The sequence below is a fragment of the Micromonospora sp. B11E3 genome, assembly GCF_039871625.1.
GTDB lineage: Bacteria > Actinomycetota > Actinomycetes > Mycobacteriales > Micromonosporaceae > Micromonospora.
In genome coordinates this window covers 112,844-137,196 of the sequence record NZ_JBDPMC010000012.1, presented here as the reverse complement: position 1 = coordinate 137,196, position 24,353 = coordinate 112,844, and the positions used below count along the sequence as shown (strand labels likewise).

Below are 24,353 nucleotides of genomic sequence, written 5' to 3'. Positions count from 1 at the left end.
CAACACGGTCTCCTCGCGCACGGACAGCTCGGCGGTGTATGTGACACTCATGGCGACGCAGGACCCCTACTGAAGTTGATCTGTGAGAGGACCACTTCATACCGGGGTTCTGCGTCTTTCCCTTGCACCACAACGGGTCCGGGCGTGTCCGCACCGGCCACCAGCACCGCTACCCGCCGCACTCACACCGTTACGCGGAAAGGCTCCATGATCGGGGAGGCGGAGGGGGGCGGGGATGGGGGTGGGGGTCACTGTGGCTAGGCGCTCGGCCGTCAGGTCGTAGCCGCGCAGCAGCAGCACCGCCGCGCCGAACAGCAGGGCGGGGAGCACGGTGAAGCCGATCAGGACGCCGAGGCGGGCGCTGTCGGGCTGCGCGGCGGCGACCCCCGTGTCCGACGACACGTAGCCGGAGAGCTGGAGGACCAGGCCGTAGATGCCGGGGCCGAGGGCGAGCCCGAAGTTCTCCCCGGCCGTCCAGAGCCCGGTGAAGACGCCGGCCTGCCGCCGGCCGGTGCGCGCCGTGTCGTACGCGATGCAGTCCGGCAGCATGGCCTGCGCGAAGACCTGCTGGCCGGCGTACCCGACGCCGATCACCCCGACCAGCAGGTAGCTGCCGGCCGCCGGCAGCACCGGCGCGGCGACCAGGCCCAGCGTGCCGACGGCGAAGACCAGCGACGCGACGACCAGCGCGCCCAGCTTGCCGAGCCGGGCGGCGACCCTCGTCCACAGCGGCATGACCAGCAGCGCCGGCCCGACGAAGCAGGCGAAGATCAGGGTCGGCCCGGTCTCCGGGTCGCGCAGGACCTGGTCGGCGAAGTAGCTGACCCCGGCCAGGATGGTCGCCACCCCGGCGGCCTGCACCACGAAGCAGGCCAGCAGCAGCCGGAACGGCCGGTTCGCGGCGGCGACCGCGAGCTGCGCCCGCAGGCTCGGCTCGCTCTCGGCGACCGTCCCGGCCGGCGCGGAGCGGGTGCCGAGGAAGGCGCCGACCGCGCCGACCACGATCAGCGTGGCGACGAACAGGCCCATCCAGCGGTGCCCGGGCACGCCCTCGCCGCCGGCCGCGACCACCACCGGGGAGACTGCGCCGGCGACCAGGATCGCCAGCGCCAGCACCGCCGTCCGCCAGCTCATCAGCCGGGTACGCTCCGCGTAGTCGCCGGTCAGTTCGGCGGGCATCGCCAGGTACGGCACCTGGTAGAAGGCGAACGCGGTCGCGGCGGCCAGGAACGCCACCGCCACGTACGCCCCGGCGGCCGGCCCGGCGCCGAACGGCGCGGCGAAGATGGCGGCGAAGAGCACGGCCAGCGCCAGCCCGCCGCCCAGCAGGTACGGCCGGCGGGCGCCCCAACGCGATCGGGTGCGGTCGGAGATCCGGCCGACGACGGGGTTGATCAGTACGTCCCACGCCTTCGGCAGGAGCACCAGCAGGGCGCCGAGCCCCGCCGCGACGCCGAGCGTGTCGGTCAGGTACGGCAGGAGCAGCAGCCCCGGCACGGTGTTGAAGGCCCCGGTCGCCAGCGAGCCCAGCGCGAACCCGGTGTGCACCCGGCGCGGCAGGCGCCCAGACCCGTCCATGGGGCCGAATCGTACTCACGTTGTGTGCCGGGTCACACCCCCTCGTTCGGGGACCAGCAGGCTGCCGACATGTCCACCCCGGACGGGCGCAGCGGGCAGCCCTCCGCCCGCAGCCGGGCCCGCGCCTCGACCTCGTGCCCGGGCGGCAGCCGGCCCGCCGCGTTCACCACCCGGTGCCACGGCACCCCGCCGCCGTGCCGGGCCATGATCGACCCGACGAGCCGGGCGGACGCCCGGCCGGAGCGCTCGGCGAGCGCGTCGGCGACCGCCCCGTACGACATCACCCGGCCCGGCGGGATGCGCTCGACGAGTTCCAGCACCGCCTCGACGTACTCATCAGGTGTCATGAGCTGCCACGATATGGGAACGCCACGGGGCCCGGCGGACCCGAGCGCGCAGAATGGGCGGGTGCGCGAAGCAGTCACCTCAGCCCGGCGGATCGTCGTCAAGGTCGGCTCGTCCTCGCTGACCACCGCGGCCGGCGGGCTGGACGACGCGCGGGTCGACGCGCTGGTCGACACGCTGGCCGCGCTGGCGGCCGACGGCCGCGAGGTGGTGCTGGTGTCGTCCGGGGCCATCGCCGCCGGGCTCGCGCCGCTCGGGCTCACCCGGCGCCCGCGCGACCTGGCCACCCAGCAGGCCGCCGCCAGCGTCGGCCAGGGCCTGCTGATCGGACGGTACGCGGCCGGCTTCGCCCGGCACCGGCTGACCGTCGGGCAGGTGCTGCTCACCGTCGACGACGTGACCCGGCGGGCGCACTACCGCAACGCGTACCGGACCCTGCGCAAGCTGCTCGACCTGCGCGCGGTGCCGATCGTCAACGAGAACGACACGGTGGCCACCGAGGAGATCCGCTTCGGCGACAACGACCGGCTCGCCGCCCTGGTGGCGGCGCTGGTGCACGCCGACCTGCTGGTGCTCCTGTCGGACGTCGACGCGCTGTGGACCGGCGACCCGGCCCGGCCGGAGTCCACCCGGATCGCCGAGGTCCGCGACGCACGCGACCTGGCCGGGGTCGAGATCGGCGGCGCCGGCCGGGCCGGGGTCGGCACCGGCGGCATGGTCACCAAGGTCGAGGCGGCCCGGATCGCCACCGGCTTCGGCATCCCGGTGGTGCTCACCGCCGCGTCCCTGGCCGCGGAGGCGCTGGCCGGCGAGGGCGTCGGGACCCTGTTCCACGCCGAGCGGCAGCGGCCCGCCGCCCGGCTGTTCTGGCTGGCCCACGCCACCACGCCGCGCGGCCGGCTGCACCTCGACGAGGGCGCCGTCGCGGCGGTGGTGCGCCGGCGCAAGTCCCTGCTGCCGGCCGGCATCACCGCGGTGGACGGGGCGTTCACCGCGGGCGACCCCGTCGACTTGGTCGACACCGGGGGCGCGCCGGTCGCCCGGGGACTGGTCAACTACGACGCGGTGGAGCTGCCCGGGCTGCTCGGCCGCTCGACGGGCGAGCTGGCCGCGGCCCTCGGCCCGGCGTACGAACGTGAGGTCGTCCACCGCGACGACCTGGTGCTGCTGTAGGAGGAGTGCAGGATGAGCGTGGTGGAGCAGGCGCGCCGGGCGCGGGACGCGGCGGAGGCACTGGCCGTGGCCACCCGTACGGTGAAGGACGCCGCACTGGTGGCGATGGCGGACGCGCTCGTGGCGCGTACCCCGGAGATCCTCGCCGCGAACGCGACGGACCTGGCGGCCGGGCGCGAGGCCGGGCTGAGCGCGGCCGTGCTGGACCGGCTCGCCCTCGACGCGGGCCGGGTGGCCGGCATCGCCGACGCGCTGCGCGAGATGGCCGCGCTGCCCGACCCGGTGGGCGAGGTGGTCCGCGGCTCGACCCTGCCCAACGGGCTGGAGCTGCGGCAGGTCCGGGTGCCGTTCGGGGTGGTCGGCATCATCTACGAGGCCCGCCCCAACGTGACCGTGGACGCCGCCGGGATCTGCCTGAAGTCCGGCAACGCGGCGCTGCTGCGCGGCTCCTCCTCGGCGGCCAACTCCAACGCCGCGCTGGTGGCGGTGCTGCGGGACGCGGTCGCCTCGGCCGGCCTGCCGGCGGACGCGGTGCAGTTGCTCGACGCCTCCTCCCGCGACTCGGTCAAGGAGCTGATGCGGGCCCGGGGCCTGGTGGACGTGCTGATCCCGCGCGGCGGGGCGTCGCTGATCCGCACGGTGGTCGAGGAGTCGACCGTGCCGGTGATCGAGACGGGGGTGGGCAACTGCCACGTGTACGTCGACGCCGCCGCCGACGTGACCAAGGCCGTCGCGATCACCCTGAACGCCAAGACGCAGCGCCTGTCGACCTGCAACACGGCCGAGTCGCTGCTGGTGCACGCGGGAGTCGCGGACGCCTTCCTGCCGCCGGTGCTGGCGGCGTTCGCCGAGGCCGGGGTGACGGTGCACGGCGACGCCCGGGTGGCGGCGTACTCGGACGCGGTGGTGCCGGCCACCGGGGAGGACTTCGCCGCCGAGTACCTGTCGGCCGACATCTCGGTCGCCGTGGTCGACTCGCTCGACGCGGCGGTCGCCCACATCCGCCGGTACGGCACCGGCCACACCGAGGCCATCGTCACCGACTCGGCCGGCGCGGCCCGGGAGTTCGTGGCCCGGGTGGACGCGGCGGCCGTCATGGTCAACGCCTCGACCCGCTTCACCGACGGCGGCGAGTTCGGCTTCGGCGCGGAGATCGGCATCTCCACGCAGAAGCTGCACGCCCGGGGCCCGATGGGCCTGCCCGAGCTGACCTCCACGAAGTACGTGGTGACCGGCGACGGCCACCTGCGGGGGTAACGAAGGCGGGCGGGCAGCCCGGTCAGCGGCAGGCGCGGATGGCGGCGAGGGTCGTGTGCACGTCGAACTGGGGCCCCTCGTCGCTCTCCCAGCCGCCGTCGCTGCGCTGGGTCTCGGCCAGCCGGCGGCGCGCGGCCACCAGCGTCCAGTGCTGCTCGTCCACGCCGACGCGGCGCAGGGTGGCGGCCAGCCAGGCGGCGTTGGCGGGGGAGATCCCCGGCAGCCGGTCGGCCAGCACCACCTGGATCCGGGCCGACTCGTAGAACATCTCCTGCCGGTGCAGCACCGCCGCGCTCAGCCAGCCCGTCGCCAGGTACGACGGCCAGCTCCCGTCCGGGTGCAGCTGGCCGGCGAGCGCCTGGGCGGCGGCGTGCACCACGCCCGCGTACGCGCCGCCGACCCGGTGGTCGAGCGGCCCGGCGGCCCGCGCGTCCAGGCCGGCGACGGTCAGCCAGAAGCCGGCGTTTGCGGTCAGGTAGAGGCGGGCCTCCGGGTCGCCCGGCCGGGCCCACTCGGGGGCGGCGTCGGCAAGGACCGGGTCCTCCTCCCAGCCGCCGTCGGGCTGCTGGCAGGCGGCCAGCCAGTCCAGCGCCCGGCGGGCGGCCGGACGGCCGAGGGCGCCCAGGTCGTCCAGCTCCGTGAGGCGGAAGCAGGTGGCGTCGACCGAGGCGACGTCGCCGGCCCAGACCGCCGGCCAGCCGCCGCCGGACAGTTGGCCGACCTCGACGGTGTCGAGCAGTTCCGGGGGCGGCGCGGCACCCGTGCGCAGCCAGGAGAGCCGGGCGCGGTCCACCGCGTCGCCGTGCGCCACCACGAAGCCGATAGCGGCGTCCAAGTCGACCACGGCGGTCACGCTACCGGCGCAAACGCGTCCCCACCTCGGACAGTCGGACGACCGACAGCTGCGAAAAGGGGCCCCTCCCGTACCGGAAGGGGCCCCTTTCGGGTCAGTACGCGGGCAGGGAGGGATCGACCTGCTTGATCCAGGACAGCACGCCGCCCTGGACGTGCACGGCGTCCCGGAAGCCGGCCGCCTTGACGGCGGCGAGCGCCTCGGCGGAGCGGACCCCGGACTTGCAGTGCAGCACGATCTGCCGGTCCTGCGGCAGCCGCGACAGCGCGGCGCCGGAGAGGATCTCGCCCTTGGGGATCAGCGTGGCGCCCGGGATCCGGACGATCTCGTACTCGGCGGGCTCGCGGACGTCGACCAGGAAGATGTCCTTGCCGGCGTCCTGCCAGTCCTTCAGCTCCAGCGCGGTGATGGTCGCGTCGACCACCGCCTCCTGGGCCTCCTCGGAGACGGCGCCGCAGAAGTCCTCGTAGTCCTCCAGCAGGTCCGTGACCGTCGGGTTCTCGCCGCAGAGCGCGCAGTTCGGGTCCTTGCGTACCTTGATCTTGCGGTACGTCATCTCCAGGGCGTCGTAGACCATGAGCCGGCCGACCAGCGGCTCGCCGATGCCGGCGAGCAGCTTGATCGCCTCGTTCACCTGGATCGAACCGATCGACGCGCAGAGCACGCCGAGCACGCCGCCCTCGGCGCAGGAGGGGACCATGCCGGGCGGCGGGGGCTCCGGGTAGAGGCAGCGGTAGCAGGGGCCGTGCTCCGCCCAGAAGACCGACGCCTGGCCGTCGAACCGGTAGATCGACCCCCAGACGTACGGCTTGCCGAGCAGCACCGCCGCGTCGTTGACCATGTACCGGGTGGCGAAGTTGTCGGTGCCGTCGACGATCAGGTCGTACTGGGAGAAGATCTCCCGCACGTTGTCGCGGTCCAGCGCGGTGTTGTGGATCTCGACGTTGACCAGCGGGTTGATCTCACGGATCGACGCGGCGGCGGACTCGGCCTTGGACCGGCCGACGTCGGAGACGCCGTGGATGATCTGGCGCTGGAGGTTCGACTCGTCGACGGTGTCGAAGTCGATGATGCCCAGCGTCCCCACGCCGGCGGCGGCCAGGTACATCAGGGCCGGCGAGCCGAGGCCGCCGGCGCCGACACACAGCACCCGGGCGTTCTTCAGCCGCTTCTGCCCCTCGACACCCACGTCGGGGATGATCAGGTGGCGCGAGTATCGGCGGATCTCGTCTACGGTCAGCTCGGCGGCGGGCTCGACGAGCGGGGGCAGCGACACGGTGGGACTCCCCGGGATCGACGGACGGTGAACCGCGCCATTGTCACTCGCCGGGGGGCCTGTCGGCCATGAGCAGAGACACGTCGACCGACATGCGGGAGCGGGAATACGTCAGATCCCGCCGACCGGCTCGCCCTCGTACCGCCGTCCGTCGAGGTAGGGCCAGGGATTGGCGACGCAGCCGTCCAGCCCGTACGTCTGCTGCTGCATCACCGGCGCGGGCGCCCCGGGCCCGGGGCACGCCTGGTGCACCTCGCCGAGCTCGTGGCCCACCTCGTGGTTGACCACGTAGGTCCGGTAGACGTCCAGCGGGGCGCCGTAGTCGGGGACCGCCTCCATCCAGCGGGCCAGATTGATGATCACCTGGCCGGGCAGCCGGCAGGAGGTGTACCCGTCGGTGGTCAGCCCGCCCAGCGCGCACATCCGCTCGGAGGTGGCCGGGGTGGCCAGGTAGACCGTGAAGTCGGCCGCCCGGTCGGCCACCCGCTGCAACCGCAGCTCGCCGGAGGCGATCCAGCTGCGCGGGTCGCCCAGCACCTCGTCGACCGTGGCCGCGAACGCGTCCGCGTCCTGCCCGACGCCGTTCTCGACGGCCACCCGGTAGCGGCGCAGCGGCCCGCCGCCGCCCCGGACCGGCGACTCCCCCTCCGCCCCGGCGAACTGTCCGGCCCCGCTGCTCGGCCAGCCGCGCGGCGCCGCCCGGTCGGTCGCCCCGGCCGGGCCACTCGCCCCGGACTGCCGCGCGACGTGGGTCGCGTGGGGGCCGGCCGGGCCGGACGCCGGCCCGCCGCCGAGAACCAGGGCCGCGCCGGCGCCGACCGCCACCAGCGCCGCGAGGCCGCCGAGCAACGCACGCCGGCCCGACCGCCGCGCGCGGGCGCCGTCGTCCGGGGACGGACGGGCGGGACCGGACGGGCCGGGATGGGACGAGAGGCTCATGCCCTCAGCGTGCCAGGCGAACCGGGACGTATCAGGGCCGTTCCGGCGCGTACCGTGAAAATCACTCGGATTGGCGCCGGCCGGTCAGAGCGATGGGCCGGTCAGAGCGATGGGCCGGTCAGAGCGATGAGCCGGTCAGAGCGGCGGGCCGGCGTACCGGCGGCCGTCCAGGTACGGCCACGGGTTGGCCACGCAGCCGTTGAGGAACAGCGTCTGCTGCATCATCACCGGCGCCGGCCGGCCCCGCTTCGGGCAGCGCTCGTGCCGGTGCCCCAACTGGTGCCCCACCTCATGGTTCACCACGTACGTCCGGTAGACCGACAACGGCACCTTCGCCGACACGTAGTGCGGCACGGAGCTCCGCCAGCGGTCCAGGTTGATGATCACCTTGCCCGGCCCCCGGCACGACGTGTACCACCGGCCGCCGACCCGGACGTCCACCCCGACGGCCAGGCACATCCGGCCGGCCGTGCGGGCGGTGGCGAGATAGACGGTGAAGTCGTGCCGGGCGTCGCCGGGCACCCGCTGCAACCGCAGCCGGCCGCTCTCCACCCAGCTGCCCGGCCCGGTCAGCGCCTCCTCCACCGCCGCGCCGAAGGCGTGCACGTCCTCGTCCGAGCCCTCCTCGACGGCCACCCGGTAGTGCTGCAGCGTCCCTGCCTCGCCCAGCACCGCGCCGGCCCGGTCGTCGTACCGGAAACGGCCCGAACCGGCCGAGGGCACCGGACCGGGCAGCCGGAGCACCGGCGACGGCTCCACCGGGTCGGGGCTCGCGGACGGCGACGCGGCGGGGGTCGGTTCCAGCGACGGGTCGCCGAACTGGTCCGCCGCGGCCACCGCCTCGTTCTCGGCCGGCGGACGGTCCGCCGCTCCGGCGTCCAGCGCCGGACGGGCCAACAGCAGCACGGCGCCGGCAAGCAGAGCCGCGGCGAGCGCAACCAGTGGAAGCACGGCCCGACGCCGCCGTCGGGCGGCCGGCCTGGTCGGTTGGTAGGTGGCCGTCGGATAGCGGTGACGGCGGCGGGGCGCGGACATCCCGGTCAGCCTGTCACGTCGCGCCGCACGCCGCTGTCCTCCGTTCCGGCGAGCCACGTCACGCTGCCCCCCGCCCCGACGAGCCGCGCCACGCTGTCCCCCGTCTCGGCGAGCCGCGCCGTGCTGTCCTCGGCCCCGGCGAGCCGCGCCGCGCTGTCCTCGGCTGGTTGTCCGGCGGCCTCGGCGAGCAGCCCGAGCACCGCCCGGGCCACCGTGCGGGGCACCTCGAGCTGGGCCACGTGCCCGACCCCGTCGAGCATCAGCAGCCGGCTGTCCGGGATCATCCGGGCGGCCTGCGGGGCGACGCGCACGTCGACCAGCCGGTCGTGCGTACCGCCGATCACCAGCGTCGGCACGCGCACCGCCGCCGCGAGCCGCCACAGCGACCCCGACCCGGGCAGGTACGCGCGCAGGAAGCTGGAGACCAGACCCCGGAAGGTGCGGACGTACGCGGCGGCGTGGTGGGCGGCCTGGTAGCGCACCCGGATCTCCTCCAGCGCCTCCTGCCGGCGCTGCTCGCTGATCCGGGTCAGGTCGGCCACGCAGGACTCCATCACCTGCTGCGCCATCACCTCCGGGTCGAGCCGGGCCAGCTGCCACGCGGCCAGGCGTTCGCCTCGGGGCACGGCCAGCAGCGGCAGCATCCGGCCCTGCAGCGAGCGGCGGAAGTCGAGGAACGGCAGCGCCGGGGAGACCAGCGTCAGGGTGCGCACCAGGTCGGGGCGCAGCGCCGCCACCCGTACGGAGATCGCCCCGCCCAGCGAGTTGCCGAACAGGTGCACCGGCCCGCGGCCGGAGTGCTCGATCCAGCGGACCACCCGGTCGGCGAAGGCCGGGACGGTGTACCGCTGCCCCGGCTCGCTGTGCCCGAACCCGGGCAGGTCGATGGCCTGGCCGTCGAGCCGGCCGGCGAGCAGCCCCGCGAGGTCGGTCCAGTTCTGCGACGACCCGCCGAGGCCGTGCACGTAGAGCGCCGGCTCCGCCCCGGCGGCGGTGGCCGGGGTGTCCCGGACGTAGGTGACCGTGCCGTCGAGGCGTACCTCCCGGCCGGGCCAGGGCGGCGGGGTGCCGTGCTCCGGAAGGAGGTGCTCCGGCCCGAGGGTGGCGCGCTTCATGCTCCCAGTCTGCCCGGGCGCGACCGACCCGGCAGGCCGCTGCTCCCGCCGCGGCCCCGGGCGCCCGCACGCGGTGCCACGCCGGCGGTCAGGCGAGCAGCGCCTCCAGCCGCCGGTTCACCGCCGCCAGGGTGGCCCGGACGATCGCCTGCCGCGGGTCCCCGGCGACCAGCGCCGACCCGGCGAGCTGCTCGACCCAGCCGTCGCAGACCAGCAGCACCACCACGGTCGCGACCTCGCAGTTGCCGAACGGCAGCACCGCCGCGTGCTCGACGAAGCACCGACCCCGGTCGGCCACCGGCTCGCCGCCGCGCAGCAGCTGGTCCACCGCCGCCGCGGCGGCGACCGCGCAGAGCCGCAGCACGTAGCCGTCGACCGCCGGCCCGGTGGCGTACCCGGCCGCGTTCTCCGTCCCGGCGAGGAGGCGGACCTCCACGTTGGCGTCCAGGCCGAACGTGCTCACCTGGACGTGGTCGATCACCACGCGGGGCCCGGGCACGCCGCCGGTGTCCAGCGGTCGCGACGGCGCGGTCTCCGTCGTGGTCAGCTGCCCGCCCGAGTACGAGGCGGCGAGCATCGCCGGGCTGCCGGTGGCGGCCCCGGCCGGCGCGGTCGCGGCGGCGGGCGGGGGCTGACCCGGCTCCTCCACGGTGGCCCGGCCCCTCGGCGGGACCGATTGGCGGCGCCGGCGCGGCGGGTCCCCCGGGGCGTCGGCCCGGCGCTCGACGCGGGTGGGCGCCTCTGTGCCCGTACGGCCCTCCCGGCTCCCGGGCCGGGCCTCGGGGCCCCGGTTGTCGGCCCGCGGCTCGGCGGTGCGCCGACGCACGGGCGGGGGCGGGCCGCTGGGCAGCCCGGGGACGTTCTGCGGGGCGGCGGCCAGCCCCATCCGCTCCTGGAGCAGTCGGGCCACCAGCCGGCTGACCTCGGCCGCGTCCGCGCCGTCGGCGAGGTCGAGCCGGAGGCTGTGCGCGCCGGCCGGCGTACGCCGCAGCGAGGCGTCCCGCACACCGGCCACGCCCCGGACGGCGTCGAGGATCGCGTTGACGTCGAACCCCTCCGGCCGCTCCTGCGGCGGGGCGGGCTCGTCGTCGCGCCGCAGGTGGGTGGCGATGCGGGCGAGTTGGGGGGCTTCGGCCGGAGGTTGCACGGCTGACGGCTCCGGCCCGACGGGCACGTCCGGCTCGGCGGGGACGCGCTGCGGCAACGCCGCCTGGGCCCGGTCCCGCCGCTGGTCCTCCTCCGCCGGCGTGACCGGGGCGGTCGGGTCGGGCGCGGACCGGCGGGCCGCGTACGGGGGTGTGCTCGTCGGGGCGGGCGTGGGAAAGCCGCGGTCGGGCCGGCCGGGGACGGGTTCGGCGGCCGGCCCGGCACCCGTGGGGGTCGGCGGGTTGCCGGGCAGGTCGGCGGGCTGCGTGTCCTCGGGAACCCGGCGCAGGCGGAACGGCCGCACGGCGGGCACCTCGGCCGGGTCGACCGCGGCGGCGCGCCCGGGCGGGGGCGGGCCGGCCGGAGCCGACGGGATGCGCCTTCCGGCCCAGGCCGGCCGGTCGACCGGCTCCGGGGCGGGCTGGGCGGCGGGCTCGTACCCGGTCCGCGGGTCGGGCTCGGTGCGGCCGACTTCGTACGGCCGGGCGGCCTCGGCGCGCAGCGGCTGGTACGGCCGCGTCGGCTCGCCCCGGTGCGGCTCGCTCCGGGTCGGCTCGCCGCGTGCCGGTTCGTATCCCCGGCCCGGCTCGGGCTCATATGCCCGGTCCGGCTGGGGTTCGTGCCCCCCCGGCCCGTACGCCCGGTTCGGTTCCGGCTCGTGCGCCCGGTTCGGTTCCGACCCGTACGCCTGGTTCGGTTCCGGCCCGTACGCCCGGTTCGGTTCCGACCCGTACGCCCGGTTCGGTTCCGGTTCGTGCGTCCGGTTCGGTCCCGGCCCGTGCGTCCGGTTCGGTTCCGGGGCCCACCCGGGAAGCCGGTCCTCGCGGGACCGCCGACCGACCGGCTCGCCCTCGTCACGGGACCGCCGACCGACCGGCTCATCCTCGTCACGGGACCGCCAGCCAACCGGCTCGTCCTCACGGGACCACCGGCTCGCCTCGTCGTCGCGGGACCGCCGGCCGACGGGCTCGTCCTCGTCGCGGGACCGCCGGCCGACGGGCTCGTCCTCGTCGCGGGACCGCCGGCCGACGGGTGTGGCCTCCTCGCGGGACCAGGGCGGCGCCCAAGCTCCGCCCCAGCTCGGCCGATTCCAGTCCGGGCCGGCCCAGCCCGGCTCCGGCGGCGTCGCGCGCTCGTCGGCGGCGGGCGGGTACCCGGCGCGGTCCTCCCCGGCGGGATAGGCCGGGCGGTCGTGAAGGGACGGGTAGGCGGACTCGGCGGGCGGACCGACGCGCGGGTCCGGCTCGTCGGGCGGCAGCCGGTCCGTCCAGCCGGACGCGGCGCCGGCGGACGGCTCGGGCTCCTGGCCGGACCGTTCGGCGACGGGGGCGTGCAGGCCGGGCGGCACCTCGAAGCCGGACGCGGCGGTGCCGACCGGCGGTACCTGCACGGCGGGCGGCGCGGAGGACGGGATACCCAGGTCCGACCAGCGGCCGGCACGGGACGCCGGCGGCTCCTCGGAGGCGTGTCGGGCGGGACCGTCCGCCTCGGCGACGCCGTGTGGCGGGCCGGCCGAGCGTTCCACGGCCGGGGCGGGCCGCTGCGCCGGGACGGCCAACCGGTCGCCGTCGGTCTCGCGGACCGGCGGCGCGCTGACGGGGGTCTGGCGGACCACGGACGGCTCCTGCCCGGCCCGGCTCACGCCGTTGTCGTGCGGGTGGCCGTTGGTCCGGGTCGGCGGCTCCGCGTCCGGGGCGGGAAGCGGAGCGGGCAGGTCACCGTGGCGCGGCGACGAGGCCGCCCAGCCGGAGGCCGCCTCGGCCCGCCGCCACGGCAGGCCCTCCCGCGGCCCGGCGGCGTCGCCGTCGCTGGCCCACTCGGCCGCCGAGGGCGCCCACCCGTTGCCGGAACGGGCCAGGTCATCCTGCTGACCCGTCCCGTCGCCGTGCTCTCCCGGGGTGGCGGCACCGGGTTGCCCTGTTTCACTCACCGCGCGCTCCTTGGTCGCCCCCGCTGAGGCTACCGTGTGGTGACAGTGGCGATAAGTTACAGCGGCGGGCCAATTCCGGCCGGGCTCCACCGACCCCGACCGGTTCGTGGGAAAAGTGCCGGCTCGTACGAACAAACTCGGAGGTTCCCAATGTCGGCTGTGGGGAACGGCGCTCAGACCGCCGGCCGGCCCACGCGCCTGCCCCGTTCGGCGCGGCGCAAGCAGCTGCTCGCGGCGGCGCAGGAGGTGTTCGTCGCGCAGGGCTACCACGCGGCCGCGATGGACGACATCGCCGAGCGGGCGGGAGTCTCCAAGCCGGTGCTCTACCAGCACTTCCCGGGCAAGATGGAGCTCTACCTGGCGCTGCTGGACACGCACTGCGACGCGATCGTGGCCAAGGTCCACGACGCGATGCGCGGCACCAACGACAACAAGGAGCGGGTGAGCGCCTCGGTCCGGGCGTACTTCGACTTCGTCGACCACGAGAGCGAGGCGTTCCGCCTGGTGTTCGAGTCCGACCTGCGCAACGATCCGGCCGTCCGGCAGCGGGTGGAACGGGTGGAACAGGGCTGCATCGCGGCGATCACCGACACGATCATCTCCGACACCGGGGTCAGCCGGGCGCACGCCGAGCTGCTCGCCTCCGGGCTCGTCGGGGCGGCGGAGACGGCGGCGCAGTTCTGGCTGGCCGGGGGGCGGCAGGTGCCCAAGGCCGAGGCCGAGGCGCTGGTCGCCGCCCTGTCCTGGCGCGGGATCGCCAGCTTCCCGCTGCAAGGTGAGTCAGCCTGAACATCCGGCCCCGAGATCGGATAGCCTTCCCACGGCGGCTTTTTCGCCCCAGTTGAGGAGGCACCGTGGAGGTCAAGATCGGCGTGCAGTACGCGCCGCGCGAGCTGGTTCTGGAAAGCGCGCAGTCGCCGGCCGAGATCGAGCAGATCGTGACCGACGCCCTCGCCAACGGGGAGGGGACGCTCTCCCTCACGGACGAGAAGGGCCGTCGGGTCGTCGTGCCGGTCGGCAAGGTCGCGTACGTCGAGATCGCCGAGGCTGCGCCGCGGGCGGTCGGCTTCACCGTTCGCTGATCCGTCCGGTGTCCGGGGCGGGCGGTCCGGACGCACCCGCCCCGGACACCGCCGCCTCGGCCGGCCCGTGCGGACACGGCGTCACACCCGCCCCCGGGTCGCCCGGTCGCCGGCGACCGGGCACCACGGTCGACACCCGGGCACCACCGCCGACGACCGGGCAGCAGCGACGGTCAGTTGTTGAGGCCGACGACGGTCATCCGCTCGGTGTGCGCGGCGGTCAACCGCCCAAACAGCTCCTGCGCATCGACCCGGCCGCCCCGGGCGACGAGCGCCGTGAGCGCGCCCCGGTCGGCGGCGGCGACCCGCCCGGCCTGCGAGAGCGCCTCCCCGACCAGCCGTCGCGCCCACATCGAGAGCCGGTTCGCCGCCCGCGGGTCCGCCCGCAGCGCGGCCCTGATCTCCGCGGCCGCGAACTCGACGTACCGGGACTCGTGCAGCACGTCGAGCACCAGCCGCCGGTCCGGCTCGTCGAGCGCGTCGGCGATCTCCCGGAGGAAGTCGTCGCTGATCGCGTCCCCGACGTACGCCTTGGTGACCGCTTCCAACCAGTCCTTCGGCTCGGTCGAGTCGTGGTACGACTGCAGCGGCTCGACGTACGGCGCCATCGCCTCCTCGGGCGGCACGCCGAGCGCGGCGAGCCGGTCGGCGAGGCGCCGGAAGGTGCCGATCTCGGCGGCGGCCATCTCGCTGAGCGTGGCCCGGCGGCGCAGGTCGGGCGCGAGCCGGGCGTCGGCGGCCAGCCGGTCGAAGGCCAGCAGCTGACCGAAGGCGACCAGACCGAGCAGGTCGACCACGGCGGGGCGGTGCGCGTGGGAGTCGGACACGAGCGCAGGCTACCGCCTGCGGCAGATCCCCGAACCCGACAGCGGAGAGTGACGCAGCTCACGATGGACGGCCCGGGTCGCCGGGGCCGATCCTCGGAACAGGGACGACGTCCACGTGGTTCAGGTAGTATGTAGCAGTTGCCGTGGGCCAACGACCTGGTCGAAGCACCGATCGAAGTCCCGCTCACGGCGCGCGTGCGGCCCGGTCCGGCTCGGCGATCCCCGCCCCCGACCGTGTGGCCCGCGCCATTACCGATCGCGCCCTGAGGACAGAAGGGGCGCACCACGAGAGGGCACCCCTAAATCCATATGAGCGAGCAGATTTCCGATCGTACAGGCGGCCAGGCCCTGGCCCCGACCGCTCCGGTCCGTCCGGAGGCTCCCACCTTCGCCGCGCTCGGCGCCCGCCCCGAGACCGTCGAGGCGCTGGCCGCGGCCGGCATCACCCGCGCCTTCGCCATCCAGGAGTACGCGCTGCCGATCGCGCTGCGCGGCAGCGACCTGATCGGCCAGGCGCCGACCGGCACCGGCAAGACCCTCGGCTTCGGCGTACCGCTGCTGGAGCGGGTCTTCGCGCCGTCCGAGGGCGGCGACGGCCTGCCCCAGGCGCTGGTCGTCGTCCCCACCCGCGAGCTGGGCCTGCAGGTCGCCAAGGACCTGGACACCGCGGGCCGGACCCGGGGCGTCCGGGTGCTGCCGATCTACGGCGGCGTCGCGTACGAGCCGCAGATCGAGGCCCTGCGCAAGGGCGTCGAGATCCTGGTCGGCACGCCCGGCCGGCTGCTCGACCTGGCCAAGCAGAAGCACCTGCGGCTCGACCGGGTGCACGCGCTGGTCCTGGACGAGGCCGACCGCATGCTCGACCTGGGCTTCCTTGACGACGTCGAGAAGATCCTGGCGATGCTGCCGGAGGACCGGCAGACCATGCTCTTCTCGGCGACCATGCCGGACCCGATCGTCGCGCTGTCCCGGCGCTTCCTGCGCCGCCCGGTGACGATCCACGCCGGGCACACGGCCGAGACCGGCCCGTCGCCGCAGACCACGCAGCTGGTCTACCGCACCCACTCGATGAACAAGGCGGAGATCGTGGCCCGCATCCTGCAGGCGCAGGGCCGCGGCCTCACGATGATCTTCACCCGGACGAAGCGGGCCGCCGACCGACTGGCCGAGGACCTCGACTTCCGGGGTTTCGCGGTGGCCGCGGTGCACGGCGACCTGGGCCAGGGCGCCCGCGAGCGGGCGCTGCGCGCGTTCCGGGCCGGCAAGATCGACACCCTGGTGGCCACCGACGTGGCCGCCCGCGGCATCGACGTCGGCGGCGTCACCCACGTCATCAACTACGACTGCCCCGAGGACCAGGACACCTACACGCACCGGATCGGCCGCACCGGCCGGGCCGGCGCCACGGGCGTCGCGGTGACCTTCGTCGACTGGGACGACATGCCCCGCTGGCGGATCATCGACAAGACGCTCGGCCTGGACATGCCCGAGCCGCCGGAGACGTACCACACGTCGGCGCACCTCTACACCGACCTCGACATCTCCCGCGACGTCACCGGCACGCTGCCGACGGCGGAGCGTACCCGGGCCGGGCTGGCGGCCGAGGTCGAGGAGGACCTCGGCGGCCGGTCACGGCACGGCGAGGGTGGCGGCCGGGGCTCCCGGCGCGGGGGGCGCCGCCGGGACCGGTCCGGCGGGACCACGGGGCCGGACGCCGAGGCGCCGGCCGAGGCGGCGGACGGCACCCGCACGCCGCGCCGCCGGCGTCGCCGCCGGGCCGGCGACGTCGTGGCCGGCGGCGAGCCGACCGCGGTGATCGCCGAGCCCGCCGCGAGCGAGGCGGCTACGGTCACGGCCACGGTTGAGAGCGAGCCGGCGAGGCCGCGCCGCCGCCGGCGCCGCCGGGGTGCCGGCTCCGGCGCCGGTACGCCCGCCGAGGCGACCGCCGACTGACGGCCGCGCAGCACACGTCGACATCCCCCGTCCCGGGCCACCCGGGGCGGGGGATGTCCCGTTCCCGGGGTCGGAACCCTGCGCCCTGGCGCTGCGCGGCAGCCTGGACCGGAAGTCGCTACGGCCCGGAGAATCCCCGCGTCGTCCCGGCCGCACGGCGGACGGGGCGGGTCCCGGCGCGGGGGCGGCGCCGCGGACGGCCCGCGCGGGGCGCTCAGTGGCGGTCGCCGTTGCCGCCCCGGTCCGCCCGCCCGCTGGGGGCCCTCCGGTCGAACACCCGCTCCCCCGCGCCTCGGGTCGGCGACCGTTCGGCCTCCGGGGACACCGTCGGGAAGGGCACGATCTTGCCTGGGGCCCCCACGTCGCCGGTGCCGCCCGCGTTGCCGGCCGCGGCGAAGGCGTTCCAGGAGATGTCCACCAGCAGCCGCCTCAGTTCGGCGTGCCGGGTCGCCGCGTTGTGTTGCAGGGCCAGCCGGACGCCGAGCACCACGCCCACCAGCGTCGTGGTGGCCGCGCCGGTGGCGGCGAGGACGTGCGCTCCGCCGACCTCGGCGGAGCCGACCACGAGGACCAGGAGCCAGGCCCAGAAACCGGCGGCGAAGACGCCGGCCTTGGCCACGAAGAAGAGGCTGACCGCACCCGGACGGTACGGCACCGGACGGCGCGAGTCGGCCATGGTGCTCCTCATCGGCACGCCCGGCACGGCGGACGGCCACGGACGGTTGGGGGACGGGCACCGAGCCTAGTTGACGTACGGCAAGCACCGGCAGTGGCCGATCCGGCACCCAGGGGAGGATCCGGCGCCCGCCCGCGTTGCCGATCGGGCGGCCGGCACGGGCGGGACGGACGCTCGCTTGCATCCGCCACCCGTGGTACTACCCTCGAAGGGCACCGCCCGGAAGGAAGACCCAGCAGGGATGACTTCGCCAGAGGTTTCGCCGCAGATGGCCTTCGCGCGTTTCGTACGACGCGCCATCGACGACGCCCGCGAGGAGCGCGGCTGGACCGTCAGCGACCTGGCGACACACACGGGGGTGGGCCGATCCACCGTCTTCCGCTGGCTGGCCGGCGACTGGCACGACTACCCCGAACTGGCCAAGGTGCGCGGCTTCTGCACCGCCCTCGACCTGCCGGTGACGGCCGCTTTCCGGGCGCTCGGCCTGCCCGACACGAGCCACGCGCCGCGTCGGCCCGCCGACGAGACGCCGGTCGAGGCCGACGTCCGGGTGATCCTCCAGCGGCTGGCTGACCCGGCCGTGCCGGCCGAGGAGAAGCACCACATCCGCGACCTGCTGCGGTACCTGGCCCGCCGCCCGATCCGCCGCGCCGGCTGACCCGCAGTCTCGCCGACACGGAGGTGCCTGCCGGAGATCTTGGTGAAAATCGGCCCCTCCAGGGGCCATTTGGCACCAAGATCTCGAAGAGCCGGAGCCCGCGGATCGAACGGCCGAAGCGCCGATCTCGGAGAGTCGAAGCAGGGTTGCACCCATGTCGCCGACCGGGACGGACCGGGTGGGGCCCGCCGTGACCGGCGCAGGGATCAAGCCTGACCGCCCGGAGCCGGTCACGGCGGGCCCCACCCCCACCGCAACCCAACCCCACCGCAACCCACCCCGACCGTGTTTTTGTCACGGCGCCGGAACCATGCACAAGACCGACAGCTGGTCAGGGCACGGGACCGGTCAGGGCACGGCGAGGGTGAACTCGGCGGTCCGCACCACCCCGTCGACCTGGAAGTCCAGGTAGAGCCGGTACCGGCCCGGCCCCGGCACGGTCAGCTGGAACGTGACCCCGTCCCCGGGCGGCCCCGCCTCCGGGTGGACGTGCAGGTAGCCCAGGTCCCCCTCGCGCAGCGCCACCAGGTGCCCGTACGCGCCCAGGTAGCGCTCCACCGTCGGGGTGGAGTCGCCGGCGCGCACCTGGAAGCGCAGCGGCCGGGTCACCCCGATCCGGGGCTCGCCGGACCAGCTCACCGTGAACCCGTCCACGGTCGTCGTCGTGGCGGGCGCCGGCAGCGGCCGGGGCGTGTATCCGCCCGGGACGGCCAGGTCGACGCCGAGGGTGAGCGCGGTCTGCCCGCCGTCGTCGGTGACCACGGTGAAGTCCGCGTACGCCCGCCAGGCCCCGCCCTGCGGCAGGGTCAACGGGATCGACCAGGTGCCGTCGGCCGCCATCGTCGGGTGCAGGTGCCGGTAGCCGGTGAGGTCCCGGCGCACCACGATCAGGTGCATCGGCTTGTCGTGCACGACCGCGAACCGGGTCACCGGCCGGCCCTGGACGTCGCGGACCTGGAACCGGAACTCGCCCGGCCGCCCGGCGGCGAAGCCGTCCGACAGCGGGGCCAGCGTCCAGCCCCCCGAGCTGACCGCGAGGCCGCCGACGTCGGTCGCGCCGCCTGCGCCCGCGGGGGAGCCGTGATCGTGCGCCCCGGTGCCCGGCGCGTGGGTGTGGTCGTCGGCCGCGACGGCCATCGTGGCGGGGTCGGCCGGCGGCGGGTTGAGCCGCCCGAGCCCGAACCCGAGCAGCACGGCGAGCACCAGCCCGCCCACCACCAGCGCGAGTCGCAGCGTGCCCCGGTCCACCAGCAGCCCGGGCGCGTCCGGCGCGGGGGCGACGTCGCGCGCCACCTCCTGCCACGCGTCCGGCACGGGGGCGACGTCGCGCGCCGTGTCCCGCCACGCGTCCGGCGCGGAGTCCTGTCCGTGGGCCGCGTTCAGCGCGGGGGCGGTACCCGGCGCGGGGACGGCCTCCGGCGCCGACGGGTCAGGCACGGCCGCCGCCCTGCTGATCGGTCATGGGCACACGGTACCGCCGGATCGCCCGCAGCCCGGGCCGCGCCGGCGGACCGTGGCGACGGTCGCAATCCGCCCGCCCCGGGAACTTTCCCCCGGTCTCCGGCACGGTCATCCTGCGACGGCCAGGGCGAGCGGAAGCACGTCGGGCGCGCCGGCCCGGCGCAGCAGCCGCGCCACCATGGTCAGCGTCCAGCCGGTGTCGACCAGGTCGTCGACGAGCAGCACCGGGCCGTCGAGCCCGGCGAGGGCGTCGGCCAGTTCGTCCGGCAGGGCGAAGGCGTCGTGCAGGGCGCGTACCCGCTGGGCGCTGTTGCCGCGCGGCCCGCCGGGCCCCGCCGCGCCGGTGGGGACGACCCGGCCGAGCAGCGGCAGCCGGCCGACGGCCGCGATCCGCGCGGCGAGCGAGCCGACCAGCTCCGGCCGCCGCCGGGAGCCGACCGCGACCACGCCGACGGGGCGGCGCGGCCACGGGTCGTCGCCGTGCGCCCAGGCCTTGAGCACCTCGACCACCGCCGCCGCCACGTCGTCGGGGACCGCCGCGTCGGGCGCGTCCGGCCCGACCAGCTCGCGCAGCCGGCCGCCCCAGCCCAGGTCGGACAGCCGCCCCACGGCCCGGCCGGCCAGCGCCTGCTCCGCCGGCGGGATGCGCCCCTTCAGCGGTACGCCCACCGCCTCCAGCCCGGTCGGCCACAGCTTCTTCGGCGCGATCTGGACCCCGGGCCGGCCCAGGTACGCCTGCGCGGCGGCGAGCGCCGGCCCGGACACGTCCCCGGAGAACAGGGGATCGGCGCAGCGGTCGCACCGGCCGCAGTCGCCCGCCCCGACGTCGTCCAGGCACTCGCGCAGGTACCGCATCCGGCAGCCGGGCGTGGTCGCGTACTCCCGCATGGCCTGCTGCTCGGCGGTGCGCGCCTGCGCGACGCGGCGCAACCGGGCCTCGTCGTAGCGCCAGGGCTCGCCCGTGGCGAGCCAGCCGCCGCGCACCCGGCGCACCGCGCCGTCCACGTCGAGCACCTTGAGCATCAGCTCCAGCCGGGCCCGGCGCAGGTCGACGATCGGTTCGAGGGCCTGGGTGGACAGCGGCCGGTCGGTGTGCAGGGCGGCCAGCACGGCGCGGACCTGCTCCTCGGGCGGGAAGGCGAGAGAGGCGAAGTACCGCCAGATCGCCGCGTCCTCCGCGCCGGGCAGGAGCAGCACCTCGGCGTGCTCGACCGCCCGGCCGGCCCGGCCGACCTGCTGGTAGTACGCGATCGGCGACGGCGGGGCGCCGAGGTGCACGACGAAGCCCAGGTCGGGCTTGTCGAAGCCCATGCCCAGCGCGCTCGTCGCGACGAGCGCCTTGATCTTGTTGTCCAGCAGGTCCTGCTCGGCGGCCCGCCGGTCGGCGTCCTCCGCCTGCCCGGTGTACGAGGCGACCGGGTACCCCCGGGAGCGCAGGAACTCGGCGGTCTCCCCCGCCCCGGCGACGGTCAGCGTGTAGATGATGCCCGAGCCGGGCAGCCGGTCCAGGTGGTCGGCGAGCCAGCCGAGCCGGTGCGCCGGGCTGGGCAGGTCGAGTACGGCGAGCCGCAGCGACTCCCGGTCCAGGCTGCCGCGCAGCACCAGGGCGTCCCCCAGTTGCTCGGCGACGTCCTGGGTGACCCGGGCGTTGGCGGTGGCGGTGGTGGCGAGCACCGGGGTCCGGTCGGGCAGGTTGCCGAGGAAGGTGCGCAGCCGCCGGTAGTCGGGGCGGAAGTCGTGCCCCCAGTCCGAGACGCAGTGCGCCTCGTCTACGACCAGCAGACCGGTCGTGGCCGCCAGCCTCGGCAGCACGGCGTCCCGGAAGTCCGGATTGTTGAGCCGCTCCGGGCTGATCAGCAGGACGTCCACCGCGCCGGTGTGGATCTCGGCGGTGATCTCGTCCCACTCGTCGAGGTTGGCCGAGTTGATGGTGCGGGCCCGAATGCCGGCCCGGGCCGCCGCCTCCACCTGGTTACGCATCAGCGCGAGCAGCGGAGACACGATCACGGTCGGCCCGGCGCCGTCACCTGCCCGGCCCCCCTCTGGCCGCTCGCCGCCCCCGGCCCGCTCGCGCAGGAGCGCGGTGGCCACGAAGTAGACGGCGGACTTGCCCCAGCCGGTGCGCTGCACGCACAGCACCCGACGCCGGTCGACCACGAGCGCCTCGATGGCCCGCCACTGGTCCTCGCGGAGCCGCGCGTGCTCGCCGGCCAGCCGGCGCAGCACCGCCTCGGCCCGCTCCCGCACCACCGCCCGATCCTGGCTCATCCGGCATTTCTACCAGGCGGCGGTGGGCCCACCGGTCACGAGCCGGCGGGGCCCGGAGGCAGGAAGAGCAGGATGTCGCGGAGGTGGTTGGTCACGGCCTGCGGAAGCAGACACCGCCCGGCCAACTCCTCCACCGACGAGTACGGGCCGCGCAGCAACCGGTCGGTGACGATGTGCCGGCACTGGTCGGGGGTCAGCCCGGGCAGCACGGCCAGCACCTGGTCGCCTACCGAGTTGACGTCGACGAGCCCACCGTCGTCGAAGACGCGGGGCAGGTCCGGCCGCCCGATGCGCAGCTCGTGCCGGGCCCCCGGATGGTGGTGAAGCAGGGAACGGGCCTGCTCCCGGCGTGCCCGCCGTTCGCCGTCGTCGACGGAGAGCCGGGCCCGGGTGACCCTCCGCAGCGCCACCTGGAGTTCCCGGTTGAGCAGCACGACGTGCGCGGTACCGGCGAACCAGCACACCGCCAACACGCCGAGGACGTAGAGAATCTCCACGTCGGTGGGTTCCGCATCCGGATCGCGCAGCATGACGTAACAGAGACCGACCACCAGCCCCAGATAGCCCAGCCCCGCGACGGACAGCCGCCAACTGCGCCGCCAGGCCGCGTAAGCGAGGACGACAGCCCAGGTCAGCGTGCCGAACGACAGCAGGACGCCGACCGCGCCCGCGGCCGTCACGGTGACGCTCATCCAGCGCGGAGGCCGCCAGGGCACACCCACCCCCAGGCCGCCCGGCATGGCGGCCGCACCACCGACGGCCGTTGCGGGCAAGGCCCAGCCGACCGGGGCGGTCGGCGGCGGCGCGGGCGACAGGGCGGTCGGCGGGGCGGTCGGCGGGGCGGTCGGCGGCGGCGCGGGCGGCGGGGCAACGGCCACGGGAGCCGACGGCGTGGCTGGGGAGTCGTCGACCGCGGGTGTCGGCGCGGCCGTCGGGCCGCCTGCGATCGCCGGAGCCACAGCCACGGACACCGACGCGGTGGCGACGGCTTCCGGGCGCGGCTCGGCCACGTCCGGCACCGGGGCCGTCGAGGCGGCGGGCAGGCCGAGCGACGGGTCGGAACGCAGGATGCGCCGGTGCAGCTCTTGGAGAGCGTTCCCCGGAGCGATGCCGTACTCCTCGCGCAGCAGCTCGCCGACCTCCCGGTACGCGGCGAGCGCCTCGGCCTGCCGGCCACTGCGGTAGAGGGCGAGCATGAGGTGCTGCCGCAGCCGCTCCCGCAGCGGGAACTCCGCCACCAACTCCACCAGCTCGCCGGTGAGCTCACGGTGCCGGCCCAGGTGCAGCTCCAGCTCGACCCGGGTCTCCAGCGCGGCGGCGCGCAGCTCGACCAGCCGGAACCGCGCCGAGTCGAAGAGCGGGCCGGAGAGCCCGGCCAGCGGCTCGCCCCGCCACAGCTCGGTGGCCGCCCGCAGCTCGGCGACCGCCTCAGCCATCCGGCTCTCCACCCGGAGCTGCTGCGCCCGGCGTACCGACCGTTCGAGCCGGACGGCGTCCACCGACTCCGGCGGCACCCGCAGCACGTAGCCCCCCTCGGTCAGGGTGAGCACCTGGCCGGGCGTACGCGGGGAGCGGTCCGGCTCGAGCACCCGCCGCAGCCCGGCGACGTACTTCTGCACCACGTTCGGGCCGTTCGCCGGCGAATCCTCCGGCCAGACGGCGTCGACGATCTGCCCGGTCGGCACGGGGCGGCCAGCGGAGAGCAGCAGGACGGCCAGCACGGCGCGTTGCTTGCCAGGGCCGATGTCGATCTCGTGGTCGCCGTGCCAGGCACGCTGAGGGCCGAGAATCTCGAAGCGCAACGTTGCTGACATGCGATTTCCGCTCCTGACAACCCCGGCTCGTGCCGGCGGCAGCCGCACGGCAGTCGGACGGCAGCATAGCGGCAGCGATTCGGCAGAGGCCTCCCACAACATCGTCTCCGGCAACCGCCAGACGTGCGAGAAAGAGATCTGCCATGACACAGCACACCCGTACCGCCGGGCGCCTCCGCCGGGTCGTCACCAGCACCGCCGCCGCCCTGGCCGCGACCGTCCTCGTCTCGGGGTGCGCAGCGGGGTCCGGTCCGGCTGCACCGGCCACGGGGGCCGAGCCGACGCCGAAGGAGACGCTGCTCGCCGCCGTCCCCGACGACACGGACGGACGATTCCGCTTCGCCGGCAAGGATTCCGACACCAACCTCTCCGGCCTGGTCGATCCGGCCGCGAAGGGGGTGGAGCTGACCATGGTCGTCAAGGATGCCGAGCTGGGCCTCACCACCCGGATGACGTTCTTGATCGTGTCCGAGCGGGTCTGGATGAAGGTGAAGTTCACCGGCGCGGATGGCCTCACCGGCCTGCCGAAGCTGCCGGACCGCTGGCTGGAGCTGGACCGCGCCAAGCTCGCCGACGCCGAAGCCGCGCCGGTCTGGGAGGGCGCCGACGTGGGCAACGCGGGCCCGCTGATCGAGGCGGCGACGGCGGTCGAGGAGAAGGGCGACCGGAAGTACGCCGGCGCGATCGACCTCACCGCCGGCACGGCAGCCGAGGTGCTGGACGCCGAGCAGATGACCGCGCTGGGCGCGGCGGCGAAGGCGGTGCCCTTCACGGCAGAGGTGGGGCCGGACGGCAACCTCAGCCGGCTGACCCTCCAACTGCCGGCCGCCGGGGACCACAAGGCGTACGCGTACGTCGTGGAGTACCGCGACTACGGCAGCGCGCCGCAGGTGACCGCGCCCACGGGCGCCGCCGCCCAGAAGGCGCCGAAGGCCGCGTACGACCTGCTCAACGGCTGACCGACGGG

The 24,353-nt window shown here is 75.6% G+C and carries 18 protein-coding genes and 2 pseudogenes; 7 read left to right on the top strand and 13 right to left on the bottom strand.

Annotated elements, in window-relative coordinates; all coding sequences use genetic code 11:
* Positions 1–270: 270 nt before the first annotated feature.
* Positions 271–1,578, bottom strand: a pseudogene (locus ABGB16_RS09640) (MFS transporter); the annotation flags it as partial.
* 32 nt (positions 1,579–1,610) lie between these two features.
* A complete protein-coding gene (locus tag ABGB16_RS09635; protein WP_347667625.1) occupies positions 1,611–1,925 on the bottom strand; it encodes an MGMT family protein in 315 nt (104 codons plus the stop codon).
* Between the two features lie 61 nt (positions 1,926–1,986).
* On the opposite strand from ABGB16_RS09635, the gene proB reads away from it, so the two are divergent.
* A complete protein-coding gene (gene proB, locus ABGB16_RS09630; RefSeq protein WP_347667624.1) occupies positions 1,987–3,096 on the top strand; it encodes a glutamate 5-kinase in 1,110 nt (369 codons plus the stop codon).
* Positions 3,097–3,108: 12 nt separating this feature from the next.
* Positions 3,109–4,353 carry a glutamate-5-semialdehyde dehydrogenase gene (locus ABGB16_RS09625; protein WP_347667623.1) on the top strand — a complete coding sequence of 415 codons (1,245 nt, stop codon included), beginning with the start codon at positions 3,109–3,111 and terminating at the stop codon, positions 4,351–4,353.
* 22 nt (positions 4,354–4,375) lie between these two features.
* Here ABGB16_RS09625 and ABGB16_RS09620 read toward each other — a convergent pair whose 3' ends face one another.
* From ABGB16_RS09620 to ABGB16_RS09595, 6 genes and pseudogenes are all read right to left on the bottom strand, one after another.
* On the bottom strand, positions 4,376–5,197 hold the full coding sequence (locus tag ABGB16_RS09620) for a prenyltransferase/squalene oxidase repeat-containing protein (protein WP_347667622.1): 822 nt from the start codon (positions 5,195–5,197) through the stop codon (positions 4,376–4,378).
* A gap of 103 nt (positions 5,198–5,300) precedes the next feature.
* On the bottom strand, positions 5,301–6,500 hold the full coding sequence (gene moeZ, locus ABGB16_RS09615) for an adenylyltransferase/sulfurtransferase MoeZ (RefSeq protein ID WP_347667635.1): 1,200 nt from the start codon (positions 6,498–6,500) through the stop codon (positions 5,301–5,303).
* A gap of 93 nt (positions 6,501–6,593) precedes the next feature.
* Positions 6,594–7,421, bottom strand: a complete 828-nt coding sequence (locus ABGB16_RS09610) for a DUF3152 domain-containing protein (protein WP_347667621.1) — start codon at positions 7,419–7,421, stop codon at positions 6,594–6,596.
* 135 nt (positions 7,422–7,556) lie between these two features.
* Positions 7,557–8,372: a DUF3152 domain-containing protein gene (locus tag ABGB16_RS09605; protein ID WP_347667620.1), complete on the bottom strand. Its 816-nt coding sequence runs from the start codon at positions 8,370–8,372 to the stop codon at positions 7,557–7,559.
* An 89-nt stretch (positions 8,373–8,461) separates the two neighbouring features.
* Entirely contained in the window at positions 8,462–9,571 is a 1,110-nt protein-coding gene (locus tag ABGB16_RS09600; protein ID WP_347667619.1) for an alpha/beta hydrolase, read from the bottom strand.
* Positions 9,572–9,659: 88 nt separating this feature from the next.
* Positions 9,660–10,949: pseudogene (locus tag ABGB16_RS09595) on the bottom strand (hypothetical protein); the annotation flags it as partial.
* Positions 10,950–12,797: 1,848 nt separating this feature from the next.
* On the opposite strand from ABGB16_RS09595, the gene ABGB16_RS09590 reads away from it, so the two are divergent.
* Positions 12,798–13,436 (top strand): TetR/AcrR family transcriptional regulator, encoded by a 639-nt coding sequence (locus ABGB16_RS09590; RefSeq protein ID WP_347667618.1) that lies wholly within the window; start codon positions 12,798–12,800, stop codon positions 13,434–13,436.
* Between the two features lie 65 nt (positions 13,437–13,501).
* On the top strand, positions 13,502–13,729 hold the full coding sequence (locus tag ABGB16_RS09585; RefSeq protein ID WP_347667617.1) for a DUF3107 domain-containing protein: 228 nt from the start codon (positions 13,502–13,504) through the stop codon (positions 13,727–13,729).
* A 173-nt stretch (positions 13,730–13,902) separates the two neighbouring features.
* On the opposite strand, the gene ABGB16_RS09580 is transcribed toward ABGB16_RS09585, so the two are convergent.
* A complete protein-coding gene (locus ABGB16_RS09580) occupies positions 13,903–14,556 on the bottom strand; it encodes a ferritin-like fold-containing protein (RefSeq protein ID WP_347667616.1) in 654 nt (217 codons plus the stop codon).
* Between the two features lie 309 nt (positions 14,557–14,865).
* Between ABGB16_RS09580 and ABGB16_RS09575 the strand changes: the two genes are divergently transcribed.
* Positions 14,866–16,509 carry a DEAD/DEAH box helicase gene (locus ABGB16_RS09575; protein WP_347667615.1) on the top strand — a complete coding sequence of 548 codons (1,644 nt, stop codon included), beginning with the start codon at positions 14,866–14,868 and terminating at the stop codon, positions 16,507–16,509.
* Between the two features lie 214 nt (positions 16,510–16,723).
* On the opposite strand, the gene ABGB16_RS09570 is transcribed toward ABGB16_RS09575, so the two are convergent.
* Positions 16,724–17,185: a hypothetical protein gene (locus ABGB16_RS09570; protein ID WP_347667614.1), complete on the bottom strand. Its 462-nt coding sequence runs from the start codon at positions 17,183–17,185 to the stop codon at positions 16,724–16,726.
* A gap of 241 nt (positions 17,186–17,426) precedes the next feature.
* Between ABGB16_RS09570 and ABGB16_RS09565 the strand changes: the two genes are divergently transcribed.
* Positions 17,427–17,843 (top strand): helix-turn-helix transcriptional regulator, encoded by a 417-nt coding sequence (locus ABGB16_RS09565; protein ID WP_347667613.1) that lies wholly within the window; start codon positions 17,427–17,429, stop codon positions 17,841–17,843.
* 348 nt (positions 17,844–18,191) lie between these two features.
* Here the strand turns inward: ABGB16_RS09565 and ABGB16_RS09560 are convergent, their stop codons facing one another.
* The 3 genes from ABGB16_RS09560 to ABGB16_RS09550 form a co-directional block, all read right to left on the bottom strand.
* A complete protein-coding gene (locus ABGB16_RS09560; RefSeq protein ID WP_347667634.1) occupies positions 18,192–19,136 on the bottom strand; it encodes a hypothetical protein in 945 nt (314 codons plus the stop codon).
* Positions 19,137–19,412: 276 nt separating this feature from the next.
* Complete coding sequence (locus ABGB16_RS09555) at positions 19,413–21,572, bottom strand: DEAD/DEAH box helicase (protein ID WP_347667612.1); 2,160 nt, start codon at positions 21,570–21,572, stop codon at positions 19,413–19,415.
* 35 nt (positions 21,573–21,607) lie between these two features.
* Positions 21,608–23,386, bottom strand: coding sequence for a BTAD domain-containing putative transcriptional regulator (locus ABGB16_RS09550; protein ID WP_347667611.1), 1,779 nt, complete (start codon positions 23,384–23,386; stop codon positions 21,608–21,610).
* A gap of 143 nt (positions 23,387–23,529) precedes the next feature.
* Between ABGB16_RS09550 and ABGB16_RS09545 the strand changes: the two genes are divergently transcribed.
* Entirely contained in the window at positions 23,530–24,345 is an 816-nt protein-coding gene (locus ABGB16_RS09545; RefSeq protein WP_347667610.1) for a hypothetical protein, read from the top strand.
* Positions 24,346–24,353: the final 8 nt, after the last annotated feature.